The sequence below is a fragment of the Paenibacillus sp. HB172176 genome (assembly GCF_011947265.1).
Lineage (GTDB): Bacteria > Bacillota > Bacilli > Paenibacillales > Paenibacillaceae > Pristimantibacillus.
In genome coordinates this window covers 334,989-354,485 of sequence record NZ_JAATHD010000002.1, presented here as the reverse complement: position 1 = coordinate 354,485, position 19,497 = coordinate 334,989, and the positions used below count along the sequence as shown (strand labels likewise).

The 19,497-nt window shown below is 52.9% G+C and carries 23 protein-coding genes; 21 read left to right on the top strand and 2 right to left on the bottom strand.

Translation table 11 applies throughout. From position 1 onward, the window contains the following. Positions 1-30 precede the first annotated feature (30 nt). Together HFP08_RS04050 and lipB are read left to right on the top strand one after the other, a co-directional pair. Complete coding sequence (locus HFP08_RS04050) at positions 31-1,350, top strand: dihydrolipoamide acetyltransferase family protein (protein ID WP_168119459.1); 1,320 nt, start codon at positions 31-33, stop codon at positions 1,348-1,350. A gap of 35 nt (positions 1,351-1,385) precedes the next feature. Next, positions 1,386-2,060: a lipoyl(octanoyl) transferase LipB gene (lipB, locus tag HFP08_RS04045; protein WP_168119458.1), complete on the top strand. Its 675-nt coding sequence runs from the start codon at positions 1,386-1,388 to the stop codon at positions 2,058-2,060. Positions 2,061-2,073: 13 nt separating this feature from the next. Here lipB and prli42 read toward each other — a convergent pair whose 3' ends face one another. Further along, entirely contained in the window at positions 2,074-2,175 is a 102-nt protein-coding gene (prli42, locus tag HFP08_RS04040) for a stressosome-associated protein Prli42 (protein ID WP_168119224.1), read from the bottom strand. A 99-nt stretch (positions 2,176-2,274) separates the two neighbouring features. Between prli42 and HFP08_RS04035 the strand changes: the two genes are divergently transcribed. Beyond that, positions 2,275-3,411: a M20/M25/M40 family metallo-hydrolase gene (locus tag HFP08_RS04035; RefSeq protein WP_240941065.1), complete on the top strand. Its 1,137-nt coding sequence runs from the start codon at positions 2,275-2,277 to the stop codon at positions 3,409-3,411. On the opposite strand, the gene HFP08_RS04030 is transcribed toward HFP08_RS04035, so the two are convergent. Beyond that, complete coding sequence (locus HFP08_RS04030) at positions 3,380-3,607, bottom strand: hypothetical protein (protein ID WP_168119222.1); 228 nt, start codon at positions 3,605-3,607, stop codon at positions 3,380-3,382. The genes HFP08_RS04035 and HFP08_RS04030 overlap by 32 nt on opposite strands. Positions 3,608-3,695: 88 nt before the next feature. Here HFP08_RS04030 and HFP08_RS04025 point away from each other — a divergent pair, with 88 nt between their 5' ends. The 18 genes from HFP08_RS04025 (at position 3,696) to lysA (ending at position 19,452) form a co-directional block, all read left to right on the top strand. Beyond that, the gene (locus HFP08_RS04025; protein ID WP_168119221.1) at positions 3,696-4,265 is read left to right on the top strand and encodes an NUDIX domain-containing protein; all 570 of its coding nucleotides are present in this window, start codon (positions 3,696-3,698) and stop codon (positions 4,263-4,265) included. 108 nt (positions 4,266-4,373) lie between these two features. Further along, complete coding sequence (spoIIM, locus tag HFP08_RS04020) at positions 4,374-4,991, top strand: stage II sporulation protein M (protein WP_240941064.1); 618 nt, start codon at positions 4,374-4,376, stop codon at positions 4,989-4,991. A 93-nt stretch (positions 4,992-5,084) separates the two neighbouring features. Beyond that, entirely contained in the window at positions 5,085-5,567 is a 483-nt protein-coding gene (fur, locus tag HFP08_RS04015) for a ferric iron uptake transcriptional regulator (protein WP_168119220.1), read from the top strand. 154 nt (positions 5,568-5,721) lie between these two features. Further along, a complete protein-coding gene (gene ald, locus HFP08_RS04010) occupies positions 5,722-6,864 on the top strand; it encodes an alanine dehydrogenase (RefSeq protein ID WP_168119219.1) in 1,143 nt (380 codons plus the stop codon). A 128-nt stretch (positions 6,865-6,992) separates the two neighbouring features. Beyond that, the gene (locus tag HFP08_RS04005) at positions 6,993-7,226 is read left to right on the top strand and encodes a DUF4227 family protein (protein WP_168119218.1); all 234 of its coding nucleotides are present in this window, start codon (positions 6,993-6,995) and stop codon (positions 7,224-7,226) included. 78 nt (positions 7,227-7,304) lie between these two features. Next, positions 7,305-8,198 carry a site-specific tyrosine recombinase XerD gene (xerD, locus tag HFP08_RS04000; protein ID WP_346768715.1) on the top strand — a complete coding sequence of 298 codons (894 nt, stop codon included), beginning with the start codon at positions 7,305-7,307 and terminating at the stop codon, positions 8,196-8,198. A 65-nt stretch (positions 8,199-8,263) separates the two neighbouring features. After that, positions 8,264-9,460 (top strand): phosphopentomutase, encoded by a 1,197-nt coding sequence (locus HFP08_RS03995; protein ID WP_168119216.1) that lies wholly within the window; start codon positions 8,264-8,266, stop codon positions 9,458-9,460. A 14-nt stretch (positions 9,461-9,474) separates the two neighbouring features. Continuing rightward, entirely contained in the window at positions 9,475-10,299 is an 825-nt protein-coding gene (locus HFP08_RS03990; RefSeq protein ID WP_168119215.1) for a purine-nucleoside phosphorylase, read from the top strand. A gap of 131 nt (positions 10,300-10,430) precedes the next feature. Then, positions 10,431-10,598, top strand: a complete 168-nt coding sequence (locus tag HFP08_RS03985) for an aspartyl-phosphate phosphatase Spo0E family protein (RefSeq protein WP_168119214.1) — start codon at positions 10,431-10,433, stop codon at positions 10,596-10,598. 28 nt (positions 10,599-10,626) lie between these two features. Beyond that, positions 10,627-11,955, top strand: a complete 1,329-nt coding sequence (locus HFP08_RS03980; RefSeq protein ID WP_168119213.1) for a pyrimidine-nucleoside phosphorylase — start codon at positions 10,627-10,629, stop codon at positions 11,953-11,955. Between the two features lie 197 nt (positions 11,956-12,152). After that, complete coding sequence (locus HFP08_RS03975; protein ID WP_168119212.1) at positions 12,153-13,343, top strand: D-alanyl-D-alanine carboxypeptidase family protein; 1,191 nt, start codon at positions 12,153-12,155, stop codon at positions 13,341-13,343. Positions 13,344-13,473: 130 nt separating this feature from the next. Beyond that, entirely contained in the window at positions 13,474-13,827 is a 354-nt protein-coding gene (gene spoIIAA / locus HFP08_RS03970) for an anti-sigma F factor antagonist (RefSeq protein WP_168119211.1), read from the top strand. Next, complete coding sequence (spoIIAB, locus tag HFP08_RS03965; RefSeq protein ID WP_168119210.1) at positions 13,824-14,270, top strand: anti-sigma F factor; 447 nt, start codon at positions 13,824-13,826, stop codon at positions 14,268-14,270. Before spoIIAA ends, spoIIAB begins: the two co-directional genes overlap by 4 nt. A 19-nt stretch (positions 14,271-14,289) precedes the next feature. After that, the gene (sigF, locus tag HFP08_RS03960) at positions 14,290-15,045 is read left to right on the top strand and encodes an RNA polymerase sporulation sigma factor SigF (protein ID WP_168119209.1); all 756 of its coding nucleotides are present in this window, start codon (positions 14,290-14,292) and stop codon (positions 15,043-15,045) included. A gap of 101 nt (positions 15,046-15,146) precedes the next feature. After that, the gene (locus HFP08_RS03955) at positions 15,147-15,797 is read left to right on the top strand and encodes a stage V sporulation protein AA (protein ID WP_168119208.1); all 651 of its coding nucleotides are present in this window, start codon (positions 15,147-15,149) and stop codon (positions 15,795-15,797) included. After that, positions 15,790-16,218 carry a stage V sporulation protein AB gene (locus tag HFP08_RS03950; RefSeq protein WP_168119207.1) on the top strand — a complete coding sequence of 143 codons (429 nt, stop codon included), beginning with the start codon at positions 15,790-15,792 and terminating at the stop codon, positions 16,216-16,218. The genes HFP08_RS03955 and HFP08_RS03950 overlap by 8 nt, the downstream gene beginning before the upstream one ends. 40 nt (positions 16,219-16,258) lie before the next feature. Next, positions 16,259-17,968: a spore germination protein gene (locus tag HFP08_RS03945; RefSeq protein WP_168119206.1), complete on the top strand. Its 1,710-nt coding sequence runs from the start codon at positions 16,259-16,261 to the stop codon at positions 17,966-17,968. Between the two features lie 152 nt (positions 17,969-18,120). After that, complete coding sequence (gene lysA / locus HFP08_RS03940) at positions 18,121-19,452, top strand: diaminopimelate decarboxylase (RefSeq protein ID WP_168119205.1); 1,332 nt, start codon at positions 18,121-18,123, stop codon at positions 19,450-19,452. Positions 19,453-19,497 lie beyond the last annotated feature (45 nt).

Genomic DNA, 19,497 nt, shown 5'->3' with positions numbered 1-19,497 from the left:
ATCAGTTGGGAGTTGATAGGATTGAAAACAATGATAGAGATTGCCGTGCCTCAACTGGCGGAGTCGCTAGTATCCGCCACAATCGATAAATGGCTGAAGCAGCCCGGAGATCATGTGGACATCTATGAGCCGATTTGCGAGATATTGACGGACAAGGTCAACGCAGAGCTGCCGTCGACTGTGTCGGGAACCTTGCGGAAGATACTTGTAGGCAATGGCGAAACTGTGCCTGTCGGGACGGCTGTATGCATCATTGAGACGGAAGGTCAGCTGCCTTCTTCCTCTTCAGATAGCGGGAGCGCAAGCGATTCGGACGTTCGGGAGTCCGCGGCGTCGGATGTTCGAGTTGAGCAGCAGACTGTCGAGTTCGACGAAGACGCGCCGATGCGCAATCGTTTCTCGCCTGCTGTTCAGAAGCTGGCCGCGGAGCACAGCATCCGTCTTGCGGATGTTCCCGGAACAGGACTCGGGGGACGGATTACCAGGAAGGATGTGCTTGCGTTTGCCGCATCCAAGCCGAAGCAAACATCCGCAGTCGGCAGCTCTGCCGCTTCCTTCGATCCGAAGTCGCAGGTGCGTTCCTCTGGCATCCATCTGTCCGAAACACCGCGCATTCCGAAGATTGAGGTGGAAAACGGCTCGAATCCGGGTCGCGGCGAGACCTTTATCGATGTGACGCCGCTGCGCAACACGATAGCGAGAAATATGAAGCATAGCGCCAGCGAAATTCCGCATGCATGGACGATGATCGAAGTGGATGTCACCAATCTGGTCATGCTGCGAAATAAGCTGAAGGATGAATTCATGAAGCGGGAAGGCATTAATTTGACCTATCTGGCATTCCTCCTCAAGGCTGTCGTCAACGCAATCAAGGATTATCCCATCATGAATTCCACTTGGGCGGTTGACAAGATTATCGTGAAGCGCGATATTAATATTTCGCTTGCGGTGGGCACAGAGGATTCGGTTCTGACGCCGGTTATCAAAAATGCGGATCACAAAAACGTAGCCGGCCTGGCCAAGGAAATTGATGAGCTGGCTCGCAAGACAAGGGAAGGGAAGCTTTCGTTGTCCGATATGCAGGGCGGTACGTTCACGGTGAACAATACCGGTTCCTTCGGCTCCGTGCTTTCCTACCCGATCATTAATTATCCGCAGGCGGCGATTCTGACCTTCGAATCGATCGTGAAGCGCCCGGTCGTTATCAACGACATGATTGCTGTGCGGTCCATGGCGAATCTTTGCTTGTCTCTCGACCATCGTATTCTTGACGGCGTTATATGCGGCAGATTTCTGCAGCGGGTGAAGGATAATCTTGAAAGCTTCAATCTGGAGAGCAAGCTGTATTAAGAGGTATGGAGTACAACATGGCTGGAGGCGAAGGCATGACGACGGAGACCAGAATCATTGAAGCGAATTATTTGGGCACCCTTCCGTATGCGGAAGCATGGGACCTGCAGAAGACATACGTGAAGGAAATCGATAAGGAGGAGCGTCCGGAGACGCTTCTCCTTCTTCAGCATCCGCCCACCTATACGATGGGCTCGGACAAGCATCCGGAGCATCTGCTTCTCGGCGAGGACGAGTTGAACGAACGGGGCATATCGCTGTTCCAGATTGATCGCGGCGGCGATATTACCTATCATGGACCTGGACAGTTGGTCGGTTATCCCTTGCTCTATCTGGATGCGGTCGGCCTTGATCTGCACGCGTATCTGCGAAAGCTGGAGCAGGTTATCATCAACTGGCTCGCGCAATATGGTATAGAAGGGGGCAGAAAGCCGGAATATACAGGGGTGTGGGTCGGTGACGAGAAAATAGCCGCGATTGGCGTGAAATTCAACAAAGCGAAGCATCGCAGAGGCTTTATAACAAGTCACGGCTTTGCGCTCAATATTAAATCCGGCATTGCGGCGGAAGGCTTCGCGGGAATTGTGCCTTGCGGCATTCAGCAATACGGCGTGACATCCTTTAATGATTTGACCGGATTGTCTCTATCCGTCGAGGAAGCCTCCATGGAACTGCTGCCTTATTTCCAGAAGGAATTCGGCAAACTGTAAGGAAGATTGAACCTTAACTGCCGAATAATGAGCCGATTCCGGCCAGCAAAGTGGAGATAACCAGAGCGGACACCACGACAATGGCGACAATGCGGACGATTTTTTGTTGACGCATAGTGAAGAAAGCTCCTTTCCTTGGAGAGAATAGTATGGGCATGAAGCAAGATGCCTGTCTTGCTATTGTATACGAAACGGAAGGATGGTGGAAAGCCCTGTGATTCAAAAGGAGAGATTGATTCAGGAATTCATGGAGCTCGTGCAGGTTGACAGCGAGACGAAGCATGAGGAGCAAATCAGCAAGGTGCTCAAACAAAAATTCGAGGCTCTCGGCCTCGCCATCAGCGAAGATGATGCGGCTGCCAAGACGGGTCATGGCGCGAACAATCTGTTCGCGATGCTGGAGGGATTCGGCGAGCATGCCGATGCGGGTACGATCTTCTTCACCTGTCATATGGATACCGTTGCGCCCGGCAAAGGCATCAAGCCTCAGCTTGACGATGACGGATACATCCGCAGCGACGGCACGACGATTCTCGGAAGCGATGACAAAGCGGGGATTGCGGCAATGCTTGAAGCGATTCGCGTCGTGAAGGAGCAGGGAATCTCTCATGGAAGGATTCAATTCGTCATTACGGTCGGAGAAGAATCGGGCTTGCTCGGAGCGAGGTCGCTGGATCGAACGAAGCTGAAGGCGAAATTCGGATATGCTCTGGATTCGAACGGCAAAATTGGAGATATTGCAGTAGCCGCGCCAACTCAGGCGAAGATTACGATCAAGATGTTCGGCAAATCAGCCCATGCCGGCGTGAATCCAGAAGATGGCATCAGCGCTATTCAAGTTGCTTCGAAGGCGATCTCGAAGATGCCGCTTGGCAGGATCGACAAAGAGACAACAGCCAATATCGGTCGATTCGAAGGGGGCGGCGCGACCAATATCGTCTGTGATTATGTACTGCTGAGCGCGGAAGCTCGAAGCATCGTCCAGCATAAGCTGGACGCGCAGGTTGAGGCCATGCGCAATGCGGTCGCGTCTGCGGCGGCGGAGCATGGCGCGCGGGCTGAATTCGACAGCGAGCTTGTCTATCCGGCGTATCGGTATGACGACAGCGATCCTGTCGTCCAACTGGCTAGCAGGGCGATTGAGGCGATTGGCGCTGTGCCGGGAACTTTCCATTCGGGAGGCGGCAGCGATGCGAACGTCTTTAACGGGCTGGGCGTGCCTACGGTTAATCTGGCTGTTGGGTACGAGCATATCCATACGACCAAGGAACAGATCAAAGCGGATGACTTGGCGAAGGTGGCTGAACTGGTCGTTTCAATTATTCAACAAGCCGCTTCTTTGCCAGCTTAAGCTTGCGCCATGCCCGGTTTTTTCGATCGATCGCGATGGAGGAGCCGGACTGAGTACGGATAGAAGAGCGGCAGTTAGTGAGATGAGCGAGCAGAGATGCGCCTTCGGCGGATGAGGCAAGCTTTCGCAGCTGATGGCGCAGCTCCCAGCCTTTGCCGACAAGACGCAAGTGTCGATGCGATATATATTGTTTCATTCATAATCACTCCGATCCAAAGGTTATAGACCATGATATGAACGGCACGGACAAGTTATGCCAGAAAAGCAGCGGAGGTGGGATGCGCATGAACACGGACTCGAACAGTGAGCTTAATAGGGAAGAAACGGTGAAATCCGACGAAATTTTCAAGGGGAAAATGATTTCGCTTCAAGTAGATACTGTCGCTCTGCCAAACGGCAAACATGCGACGAGGGAAATTGTCAAGCATCCGGGGGCTTCAGCGGTAATGGCGCTTCTGAATGGAAAGTTGCTGGTTGTGGAGCAATTCAGAAAGCCGCTTGAGAAATGTCTGATCGAAATTCCCGCAGGCAAGCTCGATTCGGGTGAAGATCCGATGGAGGCGGCTGCCAGGGAGCTGGAGGAGGAAACGGGCTATCGCGCGAAAAAATTGACCCTCCTTAACTCGTTCTATACATCGCCGGGATTTGCGGACGAGAAGCTCTATCTCTATTTTGCGGATGAGCTTGAACAAGGCGTTCAGAATCCGGATGAGGACGAAGAATTGATCGTGAAGGCTATTACGATGGAGCAAGCGGAGAAGTATTTGGCGGAAGGGCGTATTGACGACGCGAAGACCGTGCTTGCCGTGTACGCCTGGAAGCTATATATTGCGCGTGGGCAATGGCAAGGATAAAGATTCATCATACCCGTCCTTGTCCCGACATATCCTAAGGGAGAGGCTGCAAGCTTGGCTGTCTGCCGGCTTCGGATCGGCCATTCTGCTTAGGAGGGACAAGCGCTGGTGAAAACCCATCTGAATTTGTACGTATTCGTTTCTGTTCTCTTCTTGGTCGGCGGCATGTTCGGCGCTTTGCTCTTCCATGCGCTGACCTTCGAGCAACAGCAGGATTTGACAGCGGAGCTTCAAAGATATATGGATATATCGGGTACAGGGATTGGCATGAGCGAAACCGAGATATTCTGGAACCGGTTTTTCTTTCACATGAAATGGATTATACTGATCGGCGTGCTCGGAGTTACGGTTATTGGATCGCCGGGGATATTAATTTTGAATTTTTTGAAAGGAACTCTGGTAGGCTTCTCGGTAGGTGCGATTGTCAGCGAGTATGCCTGGAAGGGTATTCTGATTGCCATGGCGGCCGTGGCGCCGCAAAATGTGGTCATCGTGCCCGCCATAATCATTACGAGCGGAGCGGCGATTTCGTTCTCGTTGTTTTTGATTAAGCACAGGCTGCTGCAGAAGGGCGGCGAGCTCATGCCTCAGTTGGGCTCGCTCGCTTCCACGGTCATTCTGATGTTGCTGCTGTTGGCGGGTGTCTCGCTGTTCGAGGCGTATGTGTCTCCTTCCTTCATCAGTTGGGCTGTCTCGTTGCTCGAGCCGCCCGCTCCCCTCGCGTGATGTCAAAAGGTTTGACTTTGAAGCCTTTTAGCCTCTATAATGGGTTGAAGTTATTTCTGCTTTAATGTGTTGGACCATCGTAGGGGGAGAGTTATGGAAGCCCGGATTGAGAAGATAAAGCAACAATTACAGTCGCAGGGCTACAAGCTGACCCCGCAGCGGGAAGCAACCGTGCGCATACTGCTGGAGAACGAGGAAGATCATTTAAGCGCCGAGGATGTATTCATGCTCGTAAGAGACATCGCTCCCGATATCGGGCTTGCGACGGTCTATCGAACTCTGGAGCTGCTCAGCGAGATGCATGTTGTCGAGAAGATGAATTTCGGTGACGGTGTTGCCAGATATGATCTGCGTACGGACAGCAACAAGCATCATCATCATCATCTGATTTGCGTGCAATGCGGAGCGATGGACGAGATCAAGGAGGACTGGCTGCTTCCGCTTGAGGAACGTCTGGAGAAGGAGTTCAACTTCTTTGTCGTGGATCATCGACTGGATTTTCAAGGCGTTTGCCGCAGATGCAGAGAGAAGGAAAAACAAGAAGATAGAGAAGATAGCAAGGACTCATCCAAATAGACGACTGTGTGAACCGATTGACGGGGATCGCGGTCGTTTTTCAATTCTTCCGCATCGTCTTGTCGCACATAGGATGAAGTATGGCGCGGCATAAATAGGGAGCAAGCTGGATAAGGTATCGCTGAGGAAGTTATAAATATGGAGGCGAGCTGAAATGATTATAGGCGTTCCGAAGGAAATCAAGGAGAGCGAATACCGCGTTGCGATAACGCCGGCAGGAGTGACCATGCTTGTCGCGGCAGGACATCAGGTTGTTGTCGAGAAAAGCGCGGGGGAAGGAAGCGGCTTTCCCGATGAGGATTACTTGCGTGAAGGCGCCTCGATCGAAGATTCAGCTGCGGCTGTATGGGCTGCGGCGGATATGATTATGAAGGTGAAGGAGCCGCTTCCGGAGGAATATGGCTATTTCAAGCAGAATTTGCTGCTCTTCACGTATCTTCATCTTGCGGCCTCTCCCGGGCTGACGAAGGAACTGGTCGAAAAGCAAGTGACAGCGATCGCTTATGAAACGATACAGCTGGATAACGGCAGTCTGCCCCTTCTGACGCCGATGAGCGAGGTTGCGGGACGCATGTCCGTGCAGGTGGGCGCACAATTTTTGGAAGCCTTCAACGGCGGGAGAGGCGTGCTGCTTGGCGGCGTGCCCGGAGTTCCTCCGGCAGAGGTGGTCATAATCGGGGGAGGGATTGTGGGCGTTAATGCGGCGAGAATGGCTCTTGGATTGGGAGCGAATGTCGTCGTCATCGAGAAAAGCGCAGATCGCATGCGAGCGCTGGACGATATGCACCGGGGACAACTCCGGACGCTGATGTCAAGTCCGTATCATATCGCGGAAGCGGTCAGCAAGGCCGATCTTGTCATCGGGGCGGTGCTTATTCCAGGGGCCAAAGCGCCGCACCTCGTAACCGAGGATATGGTGAAGCGAATGCGAAAAGGGACGGTTATCGTTGACGTCGCGGTGGATCAGGGCGGGTCGATCGCCACGGTCGACAGGCCAACTACGCATAAGAATCCGATTTATGTGAAGCATGACGTCATCCATTATGCGGTCGCCAACATTCCGGGAGCGGTGCCGAGAACCTCGACCTTTGCCTTGACGAATGTCACTATGCCTTATGTGCTGGAATTAGCCAATCACGGCATGTATGAAGTAACGATGAGCAAGCCGCTGCAGCGCGGAGTGAACACTCATGCAGGAACGGTCATGAACGAGCAGGTTGCGGCTGCGACGAACATGAATTATATATCCTTTTCGAACTGGGCGGACAGTGCCACTGGAAACTTGCCCCAGCCTTAGCGCGCAGGTAGCGGGATGTTTCTAATCCCTCTCTTTCTATGCGAAGCTCCTGCTCATAAACCACGCTTGTCCTTCATAAGTTGTTAGGAGCAGGCTCTTAATAGCAGGAAGGGATAGGAGGGTGTCCGATGGTTGTATCCTTGCGCAGATGGGCAAGCAGGCTGCTGTTCATCGCTTTGTTTTTTGCACTGCTCCTGCTAGCCGCAGGAGGCTACGGGTGGCTCATTGAAGTCGTGTCTCCCGTTCATCCGTACGCGAAGCCGAAAGGGGATGCGATGAAAGTGTTCGTCACAGACCCGGCAGCGCCGGAAGGCGGCAATTCAGCCGATCGGCTCCGCTGGTTTTATTGGTACGGGGAATAGTTGCAGCTTCAAGCAGGAAATGCCGCGTCGAATGTTGAATGTTTTGGACAGGAGAAGAAAGCAGCTTGAAAGGAAGTTATGATGAGAACGCATATGTCCGCTTACATGAATCATCTGAAAGAGGAGAAGAGACTCTCCTACAATTCGATTACCTCTTATGAACGGGATTTGAATTTGTTCCTTCACTATTTGGAGCGGCAAGGGATAGCTGAGGTCTGCGACGTGCAACGCAGCCATCTTTCCCGTTATATGCTGGAGCTTAAGGAGCAGGGGAGGAAGACGGCCACGATTTCTCGCCATCTTGTATCCCTTAAGGCCTTCTTCCTGTATCTGACTCTTAACGGGATTATTCCCGGCGATCCCACGCTGCACATCGCATCGCCCAAGCAAGAGAAGAAGACGCCGAACGTCATCACAGAAGCAACGACGAACGCATTGCTGGATACGCCAAAGACCTGCAATCCTTCAGGCAAGAGAGACAAGGCGATGCTGGAGCTGCTTTATGCGACCGGCATCCGGGTGTCGGAGCTGGTCGCGCTCAACGTGGAGCATCTGAATTTGCAGCTTGGCTTCATTCAATGCTTGGGAAGTCAGATGAAGGAGAGAATCGTGCCCATAGGCAAGCCGGCTCGAACGGCGCTTACCGACTATTTGGACGAAGGAAGAGATCAATTAATAACGGACCGGGATTCCCAGTCGGCGATGTTCCTTAACCATCTCGGAACGCGCATGACGAGACAAGGCTTCTGGAAGATGATCAAAAAATATGCCCGCGAAGCGCAGATCGAGGATGAGATTACCCCTCATACGCTGCGTCATTCCGTCGCGGCGCATCTGCTCGACAATGGAGCGGATGTTCGTACGGTGCAGGAGCTTCTCGGGCATTCGGATATCTCGACAACTTTGAAATATTCGCAGCTGTCCAGAGGCAGACTGAAGGAGCAATACATAAGCGCGCATCCAAGAGCGTAGCATGCAGCTTCATTCCGCATGCTTCTGAAGGCAAGGCTGCGCGGTCAATAGAAAAGAGGCAGAGGATGAAATTTCGAAGAATAGCCGTTATCGTACTCGATAGCGTAGGCATTGGCGAATTGCCCGATGCGCCGGATTTCGGCGATGCGGGCTCCAACACATTAGGACATATCGCGGAACGAGTTCCGTCATTGAAGCTGCCGCATATGCGCAGTCTCGGCCTCGGCCGAATCGCTCCCATTGCGGATTGGAGTCATGAACCGAAGCTGTCGTCTTCGGCCTATTACGGGAAGATGGCGGAGGTTTCATCAGGCAAGGATACGATGACCGGACATTGGGAGCTGATGGGACTGAAGATCGAGGTTCCTTTCCGAACCTTCCCGGACGGTTTTCCTGAAGAGCTTATTCAAGCCTTCGAGGGAGGAACGGGACGCAAGGTAATTGGGAACAAATCGGCGAGCGGAACCGCTATCCTGGATGAGCTTGGGGAAGAGCAAATGAAAAGCGGAGCATGGATTGTGTACACCTCCGCGGACAGCGTGTTTCAAATCGCCGCGCATGAGGAAATTATTCCGCTGGAGGAGCTGTACGAGGCATGCAAGCTGGCAAGAAGGCTTACGAGCGAAGAACGATTCGCGGTCGGCCGCGTCATAGCAAGGCCCTATATCGGGATGCCGGGAAGCTTTCAGCGTACTCCTCATCGCCATGATTATGCGGTCAAGCCTCCGCAGCCGACGGTGCTCAGCTCGCTGAAGGATAAGGGCCTCGATGTCATCGCTGTCGGCAAGATTAATGACATCTTTGATGGAGAGGGCATCACGGAGGCCTCCTCCACAGTAAGCAACGAAGACGGCATCAGGCAAACGATCGAGCGATTGGGGCAGCCTTTCCGCGGTCTGCTCTTTACGAATCTGGTCGAATTCGATTCTCTGTACGGACATCGCCGCGACCCGGAGGGCTACGCGGCAGCCTTGGAGCAATTCGACCAGGCTGTTCCCGCGCTGCTGGAGCAGCTGACCCAGGAGGATTTGCTTGTTATTACGGCCGATCACGGCAATGATCCCACTTACGCCGGAACGGATCATACGAGAGAATATGTGCCGGTTCTGTTGTACAGTCCTGCTTTCGGCAATGGAGGCGAGCTGCAGCCGCGCTCGACCTTCGCGGATCTTGGCGCGACGATCGCGGATAATTTCGATGCGCCTCCTCCGCCGAACGGAAGCAGCTTTCTGAGTATGCTTCATGCTAAAGATCAATCATAAAGGAGATTAAAAAGATGAATACAATAACCTCGGCCCATATTCAAGAAGCGGCTGAATACATAAGCGCAATAACCGCAATCAAGCCTGAAATCGGCCTGATTCTGGGTTCGGGTCTTGGTGTGCTCGGCGATCAGTTGGAGCAGCCGGTGATCATTCCCTATCAGGATATCCCGCATTTCCCGGTATCGACAGTAGAAGGACATGCCGGCGAGCTCGTGCTGGGGAGATTGTCAGATCGGGCCGTGATGCTTATGCGAGGCAGATTCCATATGTACGAAGGCTACGGTCCGGAGTTGACCGCCTTCCCCGTTCGCGTTATGAAGGCTTTGGGCGCAGGTTCGCTGCTCGTTACCAATGCGGCGGGAGGCATCAATCTATCCTATGCGTCAGGCAATTTGATGCTGATTTCCGATCATCTTAATCTGACTGGACGAAATCCGCTGGTTGGCGCGAATGATTCCCAGCTTGGACCAAGATTTCCCGATATGTCGGAGGCCTACAGCAAGCGGCTGCGCAAGCTCGCGCTGGAAATTGCCGAAGAGAGCAGCATACCGCTTCAAGAGGGTGTGTATGCCGGCCTTATGGGACCGTCCTACGAGACGCCGGCGGAAATTCGCATGCTTCGCGTCTTGGGCGCGGATGCTGTCGGAATGTCGACGGTCGCCGAGGTTATCGCGGCCCGGCATGCGGGAATTGAAGTCGCCGGCATTTCCTGCATCTCTAATATGGCCTCGGGCATTCTGGATCAGCCTTTGTCGCATAGCGAAGTGATGGAAACAACAGAACGCGTCAAGTCCCAATTTCTAGGGCTTGTTACAGCATTTATCGCGAAAATGTAGCGTTTTTTGTAACATAATTGTAACAATTCGATCGACTCCATCTGACAGTATTTTTTGACCCCTTCGTCGTATAATGTCCTTATTAAGAGGGATACCCCCGAAGTGGAAAAGATAGGTGGAGTGGACTTGATATGGACAAGCAATTGCTTGCTCAGCTGGAGCAGCTGCGCAATGAAATGAACGAAACGGCTCAATTGGTAGAACAGAATTTGCTTCATAGCGATGTGCTGGTGCTCAGTCAAACACTGGACGAAATCATCGTAAGGGTACAGTCGGAGCGCATGCCGGCACGAACATAAGCAAAGCATACACCTGAGGAGGAAACCTGTGAGAGCGGTTGATTTAATTCGGAAGAAGAGAGATGGCGGAGAACTTGAAGCGGATGAAATTTCCTTCCTGATAGCGGGATATAACAGCGGCGAAATTCCCGATTATCAAATTTCGGCGTGGGCGATGGCGATTTGCTTTCAAGGCATGACAGCCGAGGAAACCGCTGCTTTGACGACGGCGATCGTAGAGTCGGGCGATCAAATCGATCTGTCGGCCATTGCCGGCATCAAAGCGGACAAGCATAGTACGGGCGGCGTTGGAGACAAGACGACGCTTATCGTCGCCCCGCTGGTCGCATCGCTGGGACTTCCCGTAGCGAAGATGTCTGGAAGAGGACTGGGACATACCGGGGGCACCTTGGACAAGCTTGAATCGATTCCGGGCTTCCGCACAGTGCTTGACCGGGAAGCGTTCGTCAGACAGGTGAACGAAATCGGCATTGCCGTCATTGGACAAAGCGCCAATCTGGCTCCCGCGGACAAGAAGCTATACGCGCTGCGCGATGTTACGGGAACGGTTGAATCGATTCCGCTAATCGCGAGCTCCGTCATGAGCAAGAAGCTGGCTGCGGGCTCGGATGCGATCATGCTTGATGTGAAAACGGGCAAGGGAGCGTTCATGAAATCGCTCGGAGAAGCGGAGAAGCTTGCGCAAGCAATGGTCTCCATTGGCGAGCAGGTCGGCCGCCGTACAGCGGCGATTATAAGCGATATGAACCAGCCTCTAGGCTTTGCAATCGGCAATTCGCTTGAAGTGAAAGAAGCGATTGAGACCTTGAAGGGCAAAGGACCGCAGGATTTGACCCGGCTTTGCGTCGCTTTGGCTGCGCATATGCTCATGCTGGGAGGTAAGTTCGAGTGCTTTGAAGAAGCGGAGAAGACGTTAATGAACCAGCTTCTGAACGGAGAGGCGCTCTCGAAATTCAAGTCATTCGTGAAGGCTCAGGGAGGCGACGACCGAATTGCTGAGCGGCCGGAGCTCCTTCCTCAGGCTCCGTTCACGATGGAAGTAAGAAGCTCTTCCTCAGGCTTCATCCATGCCATTGATGCGGAGCTGCTTGGACTGTCGGCCATGCGTCTGGGAGCGGGAAGGGCGACAAAGGATGATGCGATAGACTATGCGGTAGGCGTTACGCTTGCAAGGAAGGTCGGTGATGAGGTTCAAGCAGGCGATGTACTGGCCATTATGTCTTTGAGGGAGAGGAGCAGCAGCGCAGAACGCGTTGCGGAGGATATTGCCGGATCCTTCTCTATTGAGCAGAGCGTTCCGAATCCAGGCGCGCTGCTGCTGTCTATTGTCACTTCGGAAGGGATAGCCCGTTTGTAAGCAACTGACAGAAGGATGTCTTTGATGATGCAGCACCGAACAGCCTGCGTAGACCCGTACGGGTCCGCGCAGGCTGTTCGCATTTCAATATTGGCTTCGCGACATTTTCCTGCATGAAGTTGAATTGGAATATTTTTGATGGAAAATGTGAACACTAAAAAGGAAATAAGACCGAATTTATCCAGGAGGGACTTCGTTTGAAAAAAGTAACCACATCGTTTGTCGCAATCGCATTAGTATGCTGCCTTGCGCTGCCCGCCGCCGCGTTCGCTGCGGAGGAGAAACCGGCTTCGCCAGGCGCATCTCCGAGCCCGAATCTGGCGCCGTCTTCCTTGTCCGCCGTCTTGATGGATGCGGACAGCGGCACGGTCATATTCGAGAAGAACAGCCACGACAGACTGCCGCCCGCGAGCATTACGAAAATTATGACCTTGCTGCTTGTCATGGAAGCGCTCGATGACGGAAAGCTGCGATTGACGGACAAGGTTCGCACCAGCGAATATGCGGCTTCAATGGGAGGCTCTCAGATCTTCCTCGAGCAGGGCGAGGAAATGACGGTTGACGATATGATCAAAGGCATTGCGCTCGCATCGGGCAATGACGCATCCGTTGCTATGGCCGAGAAGCTCGGAGGAACGGAGGAGCATTTCGTGGCGATGATGAATGAACGGGCGAAGGAGCTCGGCATGACGGACACGCATTTCGTTAATCCGAACGGTCTTCCCGTGCAAGGTCATTATTCCTCCGCGCATGATATCGCGATCATGTCGCGCGAGCTGCTTAAGCATGAAGAAGTGACGAAATATACGGGACTCTATCAAGACTATCTTCGGAAATCTTCGCCGAAGCCGTTCTGGCTCGTCAATACGAATAAACTTGTCAGATTTTACAGCGGCGCTGACGGTTTGAAAACCGGATATACGAGCGAGGCCAAATACTGCTTGTCCGGAACCGCGAAGCGGGACAATATGAGGGTGATCGCCGTTGTCATGGGAGAACCGACAACGAAGCAGCGGAACGAAGAGGTTTCCCAGATGTTCGATTATTCCTTCGCGCAATATATGAACTATCCCATTGTCGGAAAGGGAGATTCGATCGGCACCGTCCGCGTCGAGAAAGGAATGGAGTCCCAGATCGCATTGACCGCTGATCGTCCGTACAGCGTGCTGCTTCAGAAGGGCGCCTCCACAGACAATATTCGTTATGAGCTTAAGCTGAACGAAAATATCAAGGCGCCGGTCAAGCAAGGACAATCGCTGGGCAAGCTGATGGTCTACCAAGACGAACAGGTTGTGAAGGAATTCGAGATTGAATCGCCTCAGTCCGTAGCTAAGGCGAGCTGGTGGAAGTTGTTGGGACGCTCGGCTTACGGATTATTCCATTCCTGATCAACGTCTCATATTTTGTCACCTTGTAGCGGTATGCTTCTAGTTTTGTCGGCAGGCAGGAATCATTCCCTCCATTGGAGAATTGCTAGTCTTATCCCGGCAAGAACCATGAAGGAGTTGGAGCGCTAAGATGAGTCTGCAAATCGAATTGGAGCATTACCGCAACGCACTCATTGTGCGGCTGTATGGCGAGCTTGACCATCATACCGCTAACATCGTCAGATTCAAGATGGAGGAAGCGCTGATGAAGGATAACGTCAATCATGTCATTCTGAGTCTGAAGGAGCTGCAATTCATGGACAGCTCGGGACTTGGCGTTATTCTGGGACGGTACAAGCAAGTGAAGAGCAAGGGTGGCAAAATGATTGTATGCGACATCAATCCGGGTGTCCGTCGGTTATTCGAGCTGTCAGGGCTGTTCAAAATTGTTGCAGTGCATGACAACGAGCATAACGCGATATCCAGTTTGGAGGTGGTGTCATGATAGGAAATAACGAAATGACGCTTTCATTCAGCGCACGTTCCGAGAATGAAGCCTTCGCCCGCGTGGCGGTCGCAGCGTTCGTCTCTCAGCTCGATCCGACGATGGAGGAGCTGAATGACTTGAAGACAGCGGTATCCGAAGCGGTGACCAATGCGATTATTCACGGCTACGACAATGATCCCGAGCGTCAAGTGACGATTACAGCGGCGATTCAGAAAGACACGGTGTCCATCACGGTATCCGATCAAGGCAAGGGCATTGAAGATTTGGAGCTTGCCAGACAGCCGCTGTATACCTCGAAGCCGGACCTTGAGCGATCAGGCATGGGCTTTACCATTATGGAAAATTTCATGGATCGCTTTGATGTGTCGAGCTCGCTGGATGGCGGAACGAATGTCACGATGATGAAGCGTATCGAATCAAAAAAAGCGCTCTATAACTAGGGCATAGGGGTTGAGCGTCATGGATGTCAATATGAAGCAGTCCGCTCAGCCATATCTGGAGGACGCCGAGGTCAAGCGCCTCATTGCATTGAGTCAATCCGGCGATACACTAGCGCGGGATACGCTTGTTAATTGCAATATTCGGCTCGTGTGGTCAGTCGTGCAACGGTTTATCAATCGCGGCTATGAGCCGGAGGATTTGTTCCAGATTGGCTGCATCGGATTGTTGAAGTCGGTCGACAAGTTTGATCTGTCTTACGATGTCAAGTTCTCCACCTATGCGGTGCCTATGATCATCGGAGAGATTCAGCGTTTCTTGCGGGACGACGGCACGCTCAAGGTCAGCCGCTCATTGAAGGAGACGGCGAATAAGGTTCGGAAGATGAAGGATGAATTATCGAAAACATTGGGGAGACTGCCGACCATTACCGAGGTAGCGGATCGGCTCGGCATCACGCCGGAGGATGTCGTATTCGCTCAAGAAGCGAATAAACCTCCGACGTCCATTCATGAGACCGTGTTCGAGAACGACGGCGACCCGATAACGCTGATGGATCAGATCGCCGATGATTCCCAAGAGCGGTGGTTCGACAAGCTGGCGTTGATCGAAGCGATTGAAGGTCTCTGTGAACGGGAGCGTCTGATTGTGTATCTTCGCTATTACAGGGACAAGACGCAATCCGAGGTCGCCAGCAGGCTGGGCATTTCCCAGGTGCAGGTTTCCCGGCTGGAGAAAAAAATATTGCAAAATATTAGAGATCAAATCGCGCAATAGCGGTTTGATCTTTTTTCTTGCCTTTTCATGATTATCCTTATCCTCCTTGCCTCATACTAAGACGGACATTCGCTCTTGGCGGGCAGAAGGGAAGATGACAGATGGGCGAAAACAGCCGTTCGGTCCTCTATCTGCGATTGAAGAAAAGAATCTATATGAAGCCTCTGCAGTTGATTACACTGGGTCAAGTTGCGAGAATATTGACCGACGAGCCCGAGAAGGAGCGTATGCTGCATAAGCTCCAAATCTACAAGCATGCCAAATCTGACGGCAACAGAGTCGTTATTGATTTGCTGCAAATCGTCAAAGCCGTAAGACAGGCGCTGCCGAATGCGACAATCGAGGCCTACGGCGATCCTCAGGTGCTCTTGATGGTGTCGGAGAAGGAAGTGAAGCCGCGTTATGTCGTACTGGTGCTGGCGTGGCTGCTGTTGTTCTTCGGGGCGGGTCTGGCTATTATGAACTTCCATACGGATGTGAGCATGAAAGCCGTGCATATCCGCATAGTCGAGTTGATTACCGGAGAGAAGACCCAGCATCCGCTATGGTTCCAAATCCCCTATTCTTTCGGCATTGGGCTGGGGATGGTGTTATTCTTCAATCATCTCTTCCGCAAGAGGTTCAATGAAGAGCCGAATCCGCTAGAGGTGGAGCTCTTTATGTATCAAGAGAATGTGAACGCTTATGTCATAGCGGACGAAATGCGCAAGAAAGCGCAATATAATCAATCGCAGGCGGAGCGGCATGATTGAGCTCGCGCAACATCTCTTCATCGCGTTATTGGGCCTTGGAGGCGGTCTGGCGGTCGGCAGCGGGTTAGTCGCCTTGCTTATCGTATTCGATTTGATTCCGCGACTTGCTCAGCTCGCGGGGGCTTTCAGGAAATCAATTTGGTTCGAGACGGCGATCATATGCGGTTCGCTCTACTGGACCTTTGCGGATTTCCTGGACTGGAGGCTGCGGCTTCCCGCCTTCGCGGCGCTCTCCGTTCCAGGCTTGTTCGACGGCATCTTCGTCGGCATGCTGGCTGCGGCTTTGACGGAGGTCATGAACGTGCTTCCGATTCTTGCCAAGCGGCTGCGACTGTCCCGCTTTATTCTTGCCCTTGTCATGGCCATGGTGCTCGGCAAGACGATGGGCTCATTATTCGATTGGCTGTATTTCCAGTGGTAAGGGACTGAAATTTACGTTAAAGAAATAGAGGTGCGCACAGATGAGAGACAATCGGCATGAGAGCAATCAGGACCGTGCAAGGGAGCAAGAAGACTCTGTTGAAAACCTTCTAGCCTATCTTGGAGAAGGAGAGGATCGCGATCAGCAGCGTCAAGAGGAAGGAAGCCTTGGAGCAGAAAGCCACGAAGAGCGTAAGGAGATTCGCGGCGAAAAAAAGGATTCGGATCCTTCCGGAGGCAATCAATCGATTGAAGGCAAGGAAATGAACGCCGAAGAAGGAAGAGAAGGGGCGAAACGCATACCGAGCCGCCTGGATGAAGTGCTTCATCGACTGGAAACCGAGCTGGGCTACAAAACGAGCTTTGATCTTGTGGTGAGAGAGATGACCTTCGGTGAGAAGAAGACGGCCATGTTCTGCCTGAACGGACTGGCGATGAGCACGATGCTTACCGAGGTGCTGAAGAGACTTACTTATTTGCATCCGGAGGACTTGGACAGCGACGCGCTTCATGCCTTCCTTGATTTGTACGTACCGGCATCCCAAGCGACTAAGGAGGAGAATTGGGAGAAGCTGGTGACCAGCGTGCTGGCGGGCGGCACCGCGTTCTTCATTGACGGAGAAGCGACGGCAATCATGATTGACGCCAAGAGCTTTCCGGCGAGAGGGCCTGAAGAACCGTCGCTGGAGAAGGTCGTCAGAGGCGCCCGGGACGGATTTATCGAAACGTTGATGGTCAATATTTCGCTGGTGCGCAGACGTCTTCGCGATCCTCAACTGCGTTATGAGCTTGTGCAAATCGGCGAGCGCACGAAGACGGATGTGTGCATCGCCTATATCGACGATATTGTGGATAAAAAATTGCTGGAGTCGATCAAGAAAAAAATTTCCATGGTGAAGGTAGACGGCATTCCGCTCGCGGATAAGCAACTCGAGGAGGCCACGATCAAACGCGGCTGGAATCCATTCCCTCTTGTTCGTTATTCGGAGCGGCCGGACACTGTAGCCTCGCATTTGCTGGAAGGTTATGTCGCCATTTTCGTGGACACCTCGCCGAGCGTCATGACCTTGCCTACGACTTACACGGATTTGATGCAGCATGCGGAAGAGAACAGGCAGACGCCGTTCATCGGCACCTACTTGCGCTGGGTGAGATTTCTAGGCATACTCGCTTCCTTGTTCATGCTGCCGCTGTGGCTGCTGTTCGTCATGCATCCGGAATTCAAACCTCCGTTTCTCGAGTTTCTAGGCCCGAACAAGACGGGCAAGCTGCCGCTGTTCGTTCAATTTCTGCTTGCCGAGGTCGGCATCGACCTCATGCGCATGGCTTCCGTCCACACGCCGTCCTCGCTGGCTACCGCCATGTCGCTGGTCGCGGCGATTCTGATTGGAGATATCGCTGTTCAGACGGGCGTGTTCGTGAACGAAGTCATTCTGTACATGGCAATCGCGGCGATCGGCATGTTCGCAACGCCAAGCTACGAGCTTGGGCTCGCCAACCGGATTGTCAGACTTGTGCTGCTCGTGGCGGTCGCATTATTCAATGCGCCGGGATTGATGATCTGTACAACGCTTATTCTGATTATGCTGGTCTGCGAACGTTCGATGAACCGCCCTTACATGTGGCCGATCATTCCTTTCGACGCGAAGGCGCTCTGGAGCATCATTATTCGGAAGCCGCTGCTGCATAACCGGACCCGGCCGAATGTGCTCAGACCGCAGCAGCGAAACAAGATGCCGGATACGAACTAAATTTGCGAAGGAATGCCGGGCGGCGGAAAAAATACAAATGAAATGTGGATTTATCCATTACGGAGAAGGAGGACTTAAGCTATACTTATGACATAGGTGCAAATCATAACAGGTCTATCTATGTCAGGATAGAGGAAAGCGGAGGGGAAGCAATGTATCTGCATGGAACCAGCAAAGTTAACGCAAACGGCCATCTGGAAATCGGCGGCTGCGATACGGCCGATTTGGCGAAGGAGTTCGGAACTCCGCTCTATATTGTGGACGAGGCTCTTGTCCGCAAACGCGCTTCCGAGTATGTGGAGGCATTCAAGGCATCCGGCTTGAAATTCCAGGTCGCTTACGCCAGCAAGGCGTTCAGCGTGATGGCGATGTGCGCGATTGCCGAGCAAGAGGGCCTGTCGCTCGATGTCGTCTCCGACGGCGAATTATATACGGCGCTTCAGGCCGGATTCCCGGCTGAACGCATTCATTTCCACGGCAACAACAAGACGCCTGACGAAATTCAAATGGCGCTTGAAGCAGGCATCGGCTGCTTCGTTGCAGATAATTTCATGGAGCTCGACATGCTGAATGCGTTGGCGGGAGAGAAGGGCAAGAAGGTCAACATTCTTCTTCGCATTACGCCGGGCGTCGAAGCGCATACGCATGATTATATTTCGACCGGCCAGCAGGATTCGAAGTTCGGCTTCGATCTTGGCAACGGCGCGGCGAAGCAAGCAATCGAGCATGCCATGAAGCTGCCGAATTTGATTATCCTCGGCGTGCATTCCCATATTGGTTCCCAAATTTTCGAGGTCGAAGGCTTCCGTATGGCTGTTGACAAGGTTGCTCAGTTTGCCGTGTCCATTCGCTCGGAATTAGGACTGACCTTCAAGGTCATCAATCTTGGAGGAGGCTTCGGGATACGATATGTGGAGGGAGATTCTCCGCTTCCGATCAGTGAATATGTGGGCGCGATTACCGATTCGATCAAATCGAATTTCAGCGAAGCGGACTATCCGCTGCCCGAAATCTGGGTCGAGCCGGGCCGCAGCATGGTCGGCGATGCGGGTACGACGCTGTACACAATCGGGACAAGCAAGGATATTCCCGGCGTTCGCAAATACATCGCCGTTGACGGCGGCATGACCGACAATCCTCGTCCCGCGCTGTATCAATCGCAATATGAGGCGGTACTTGCGAATCGCGCCAATGAGGCGAAGGCAGAGACGGTCTCGATCGCGGGCAAATGCTGCGAAAGCGGCGATATGCTCATCTGGGATCTCGAGCTTCCAAAGGCTGAAAAGGGCGATTTGCTCGCCGTATTCTGCACGGGAGCATACAATTACGCGATGGCTAGCAACTACAATCGGATTCGCAGACCGGCCGTCGTATTCGTGAAGGACGGACACGCGGACCTCGCGGTCAAGCGCGAGTCGCTGGACAACATTGTGTGCAACGATGTGATTCCGGCCAGACTGCTCAAATCGCCACTTGCGAAATAAGTGTAATATTGGTAACGTAGTTGTATTATGAATTAGAGGATGGTG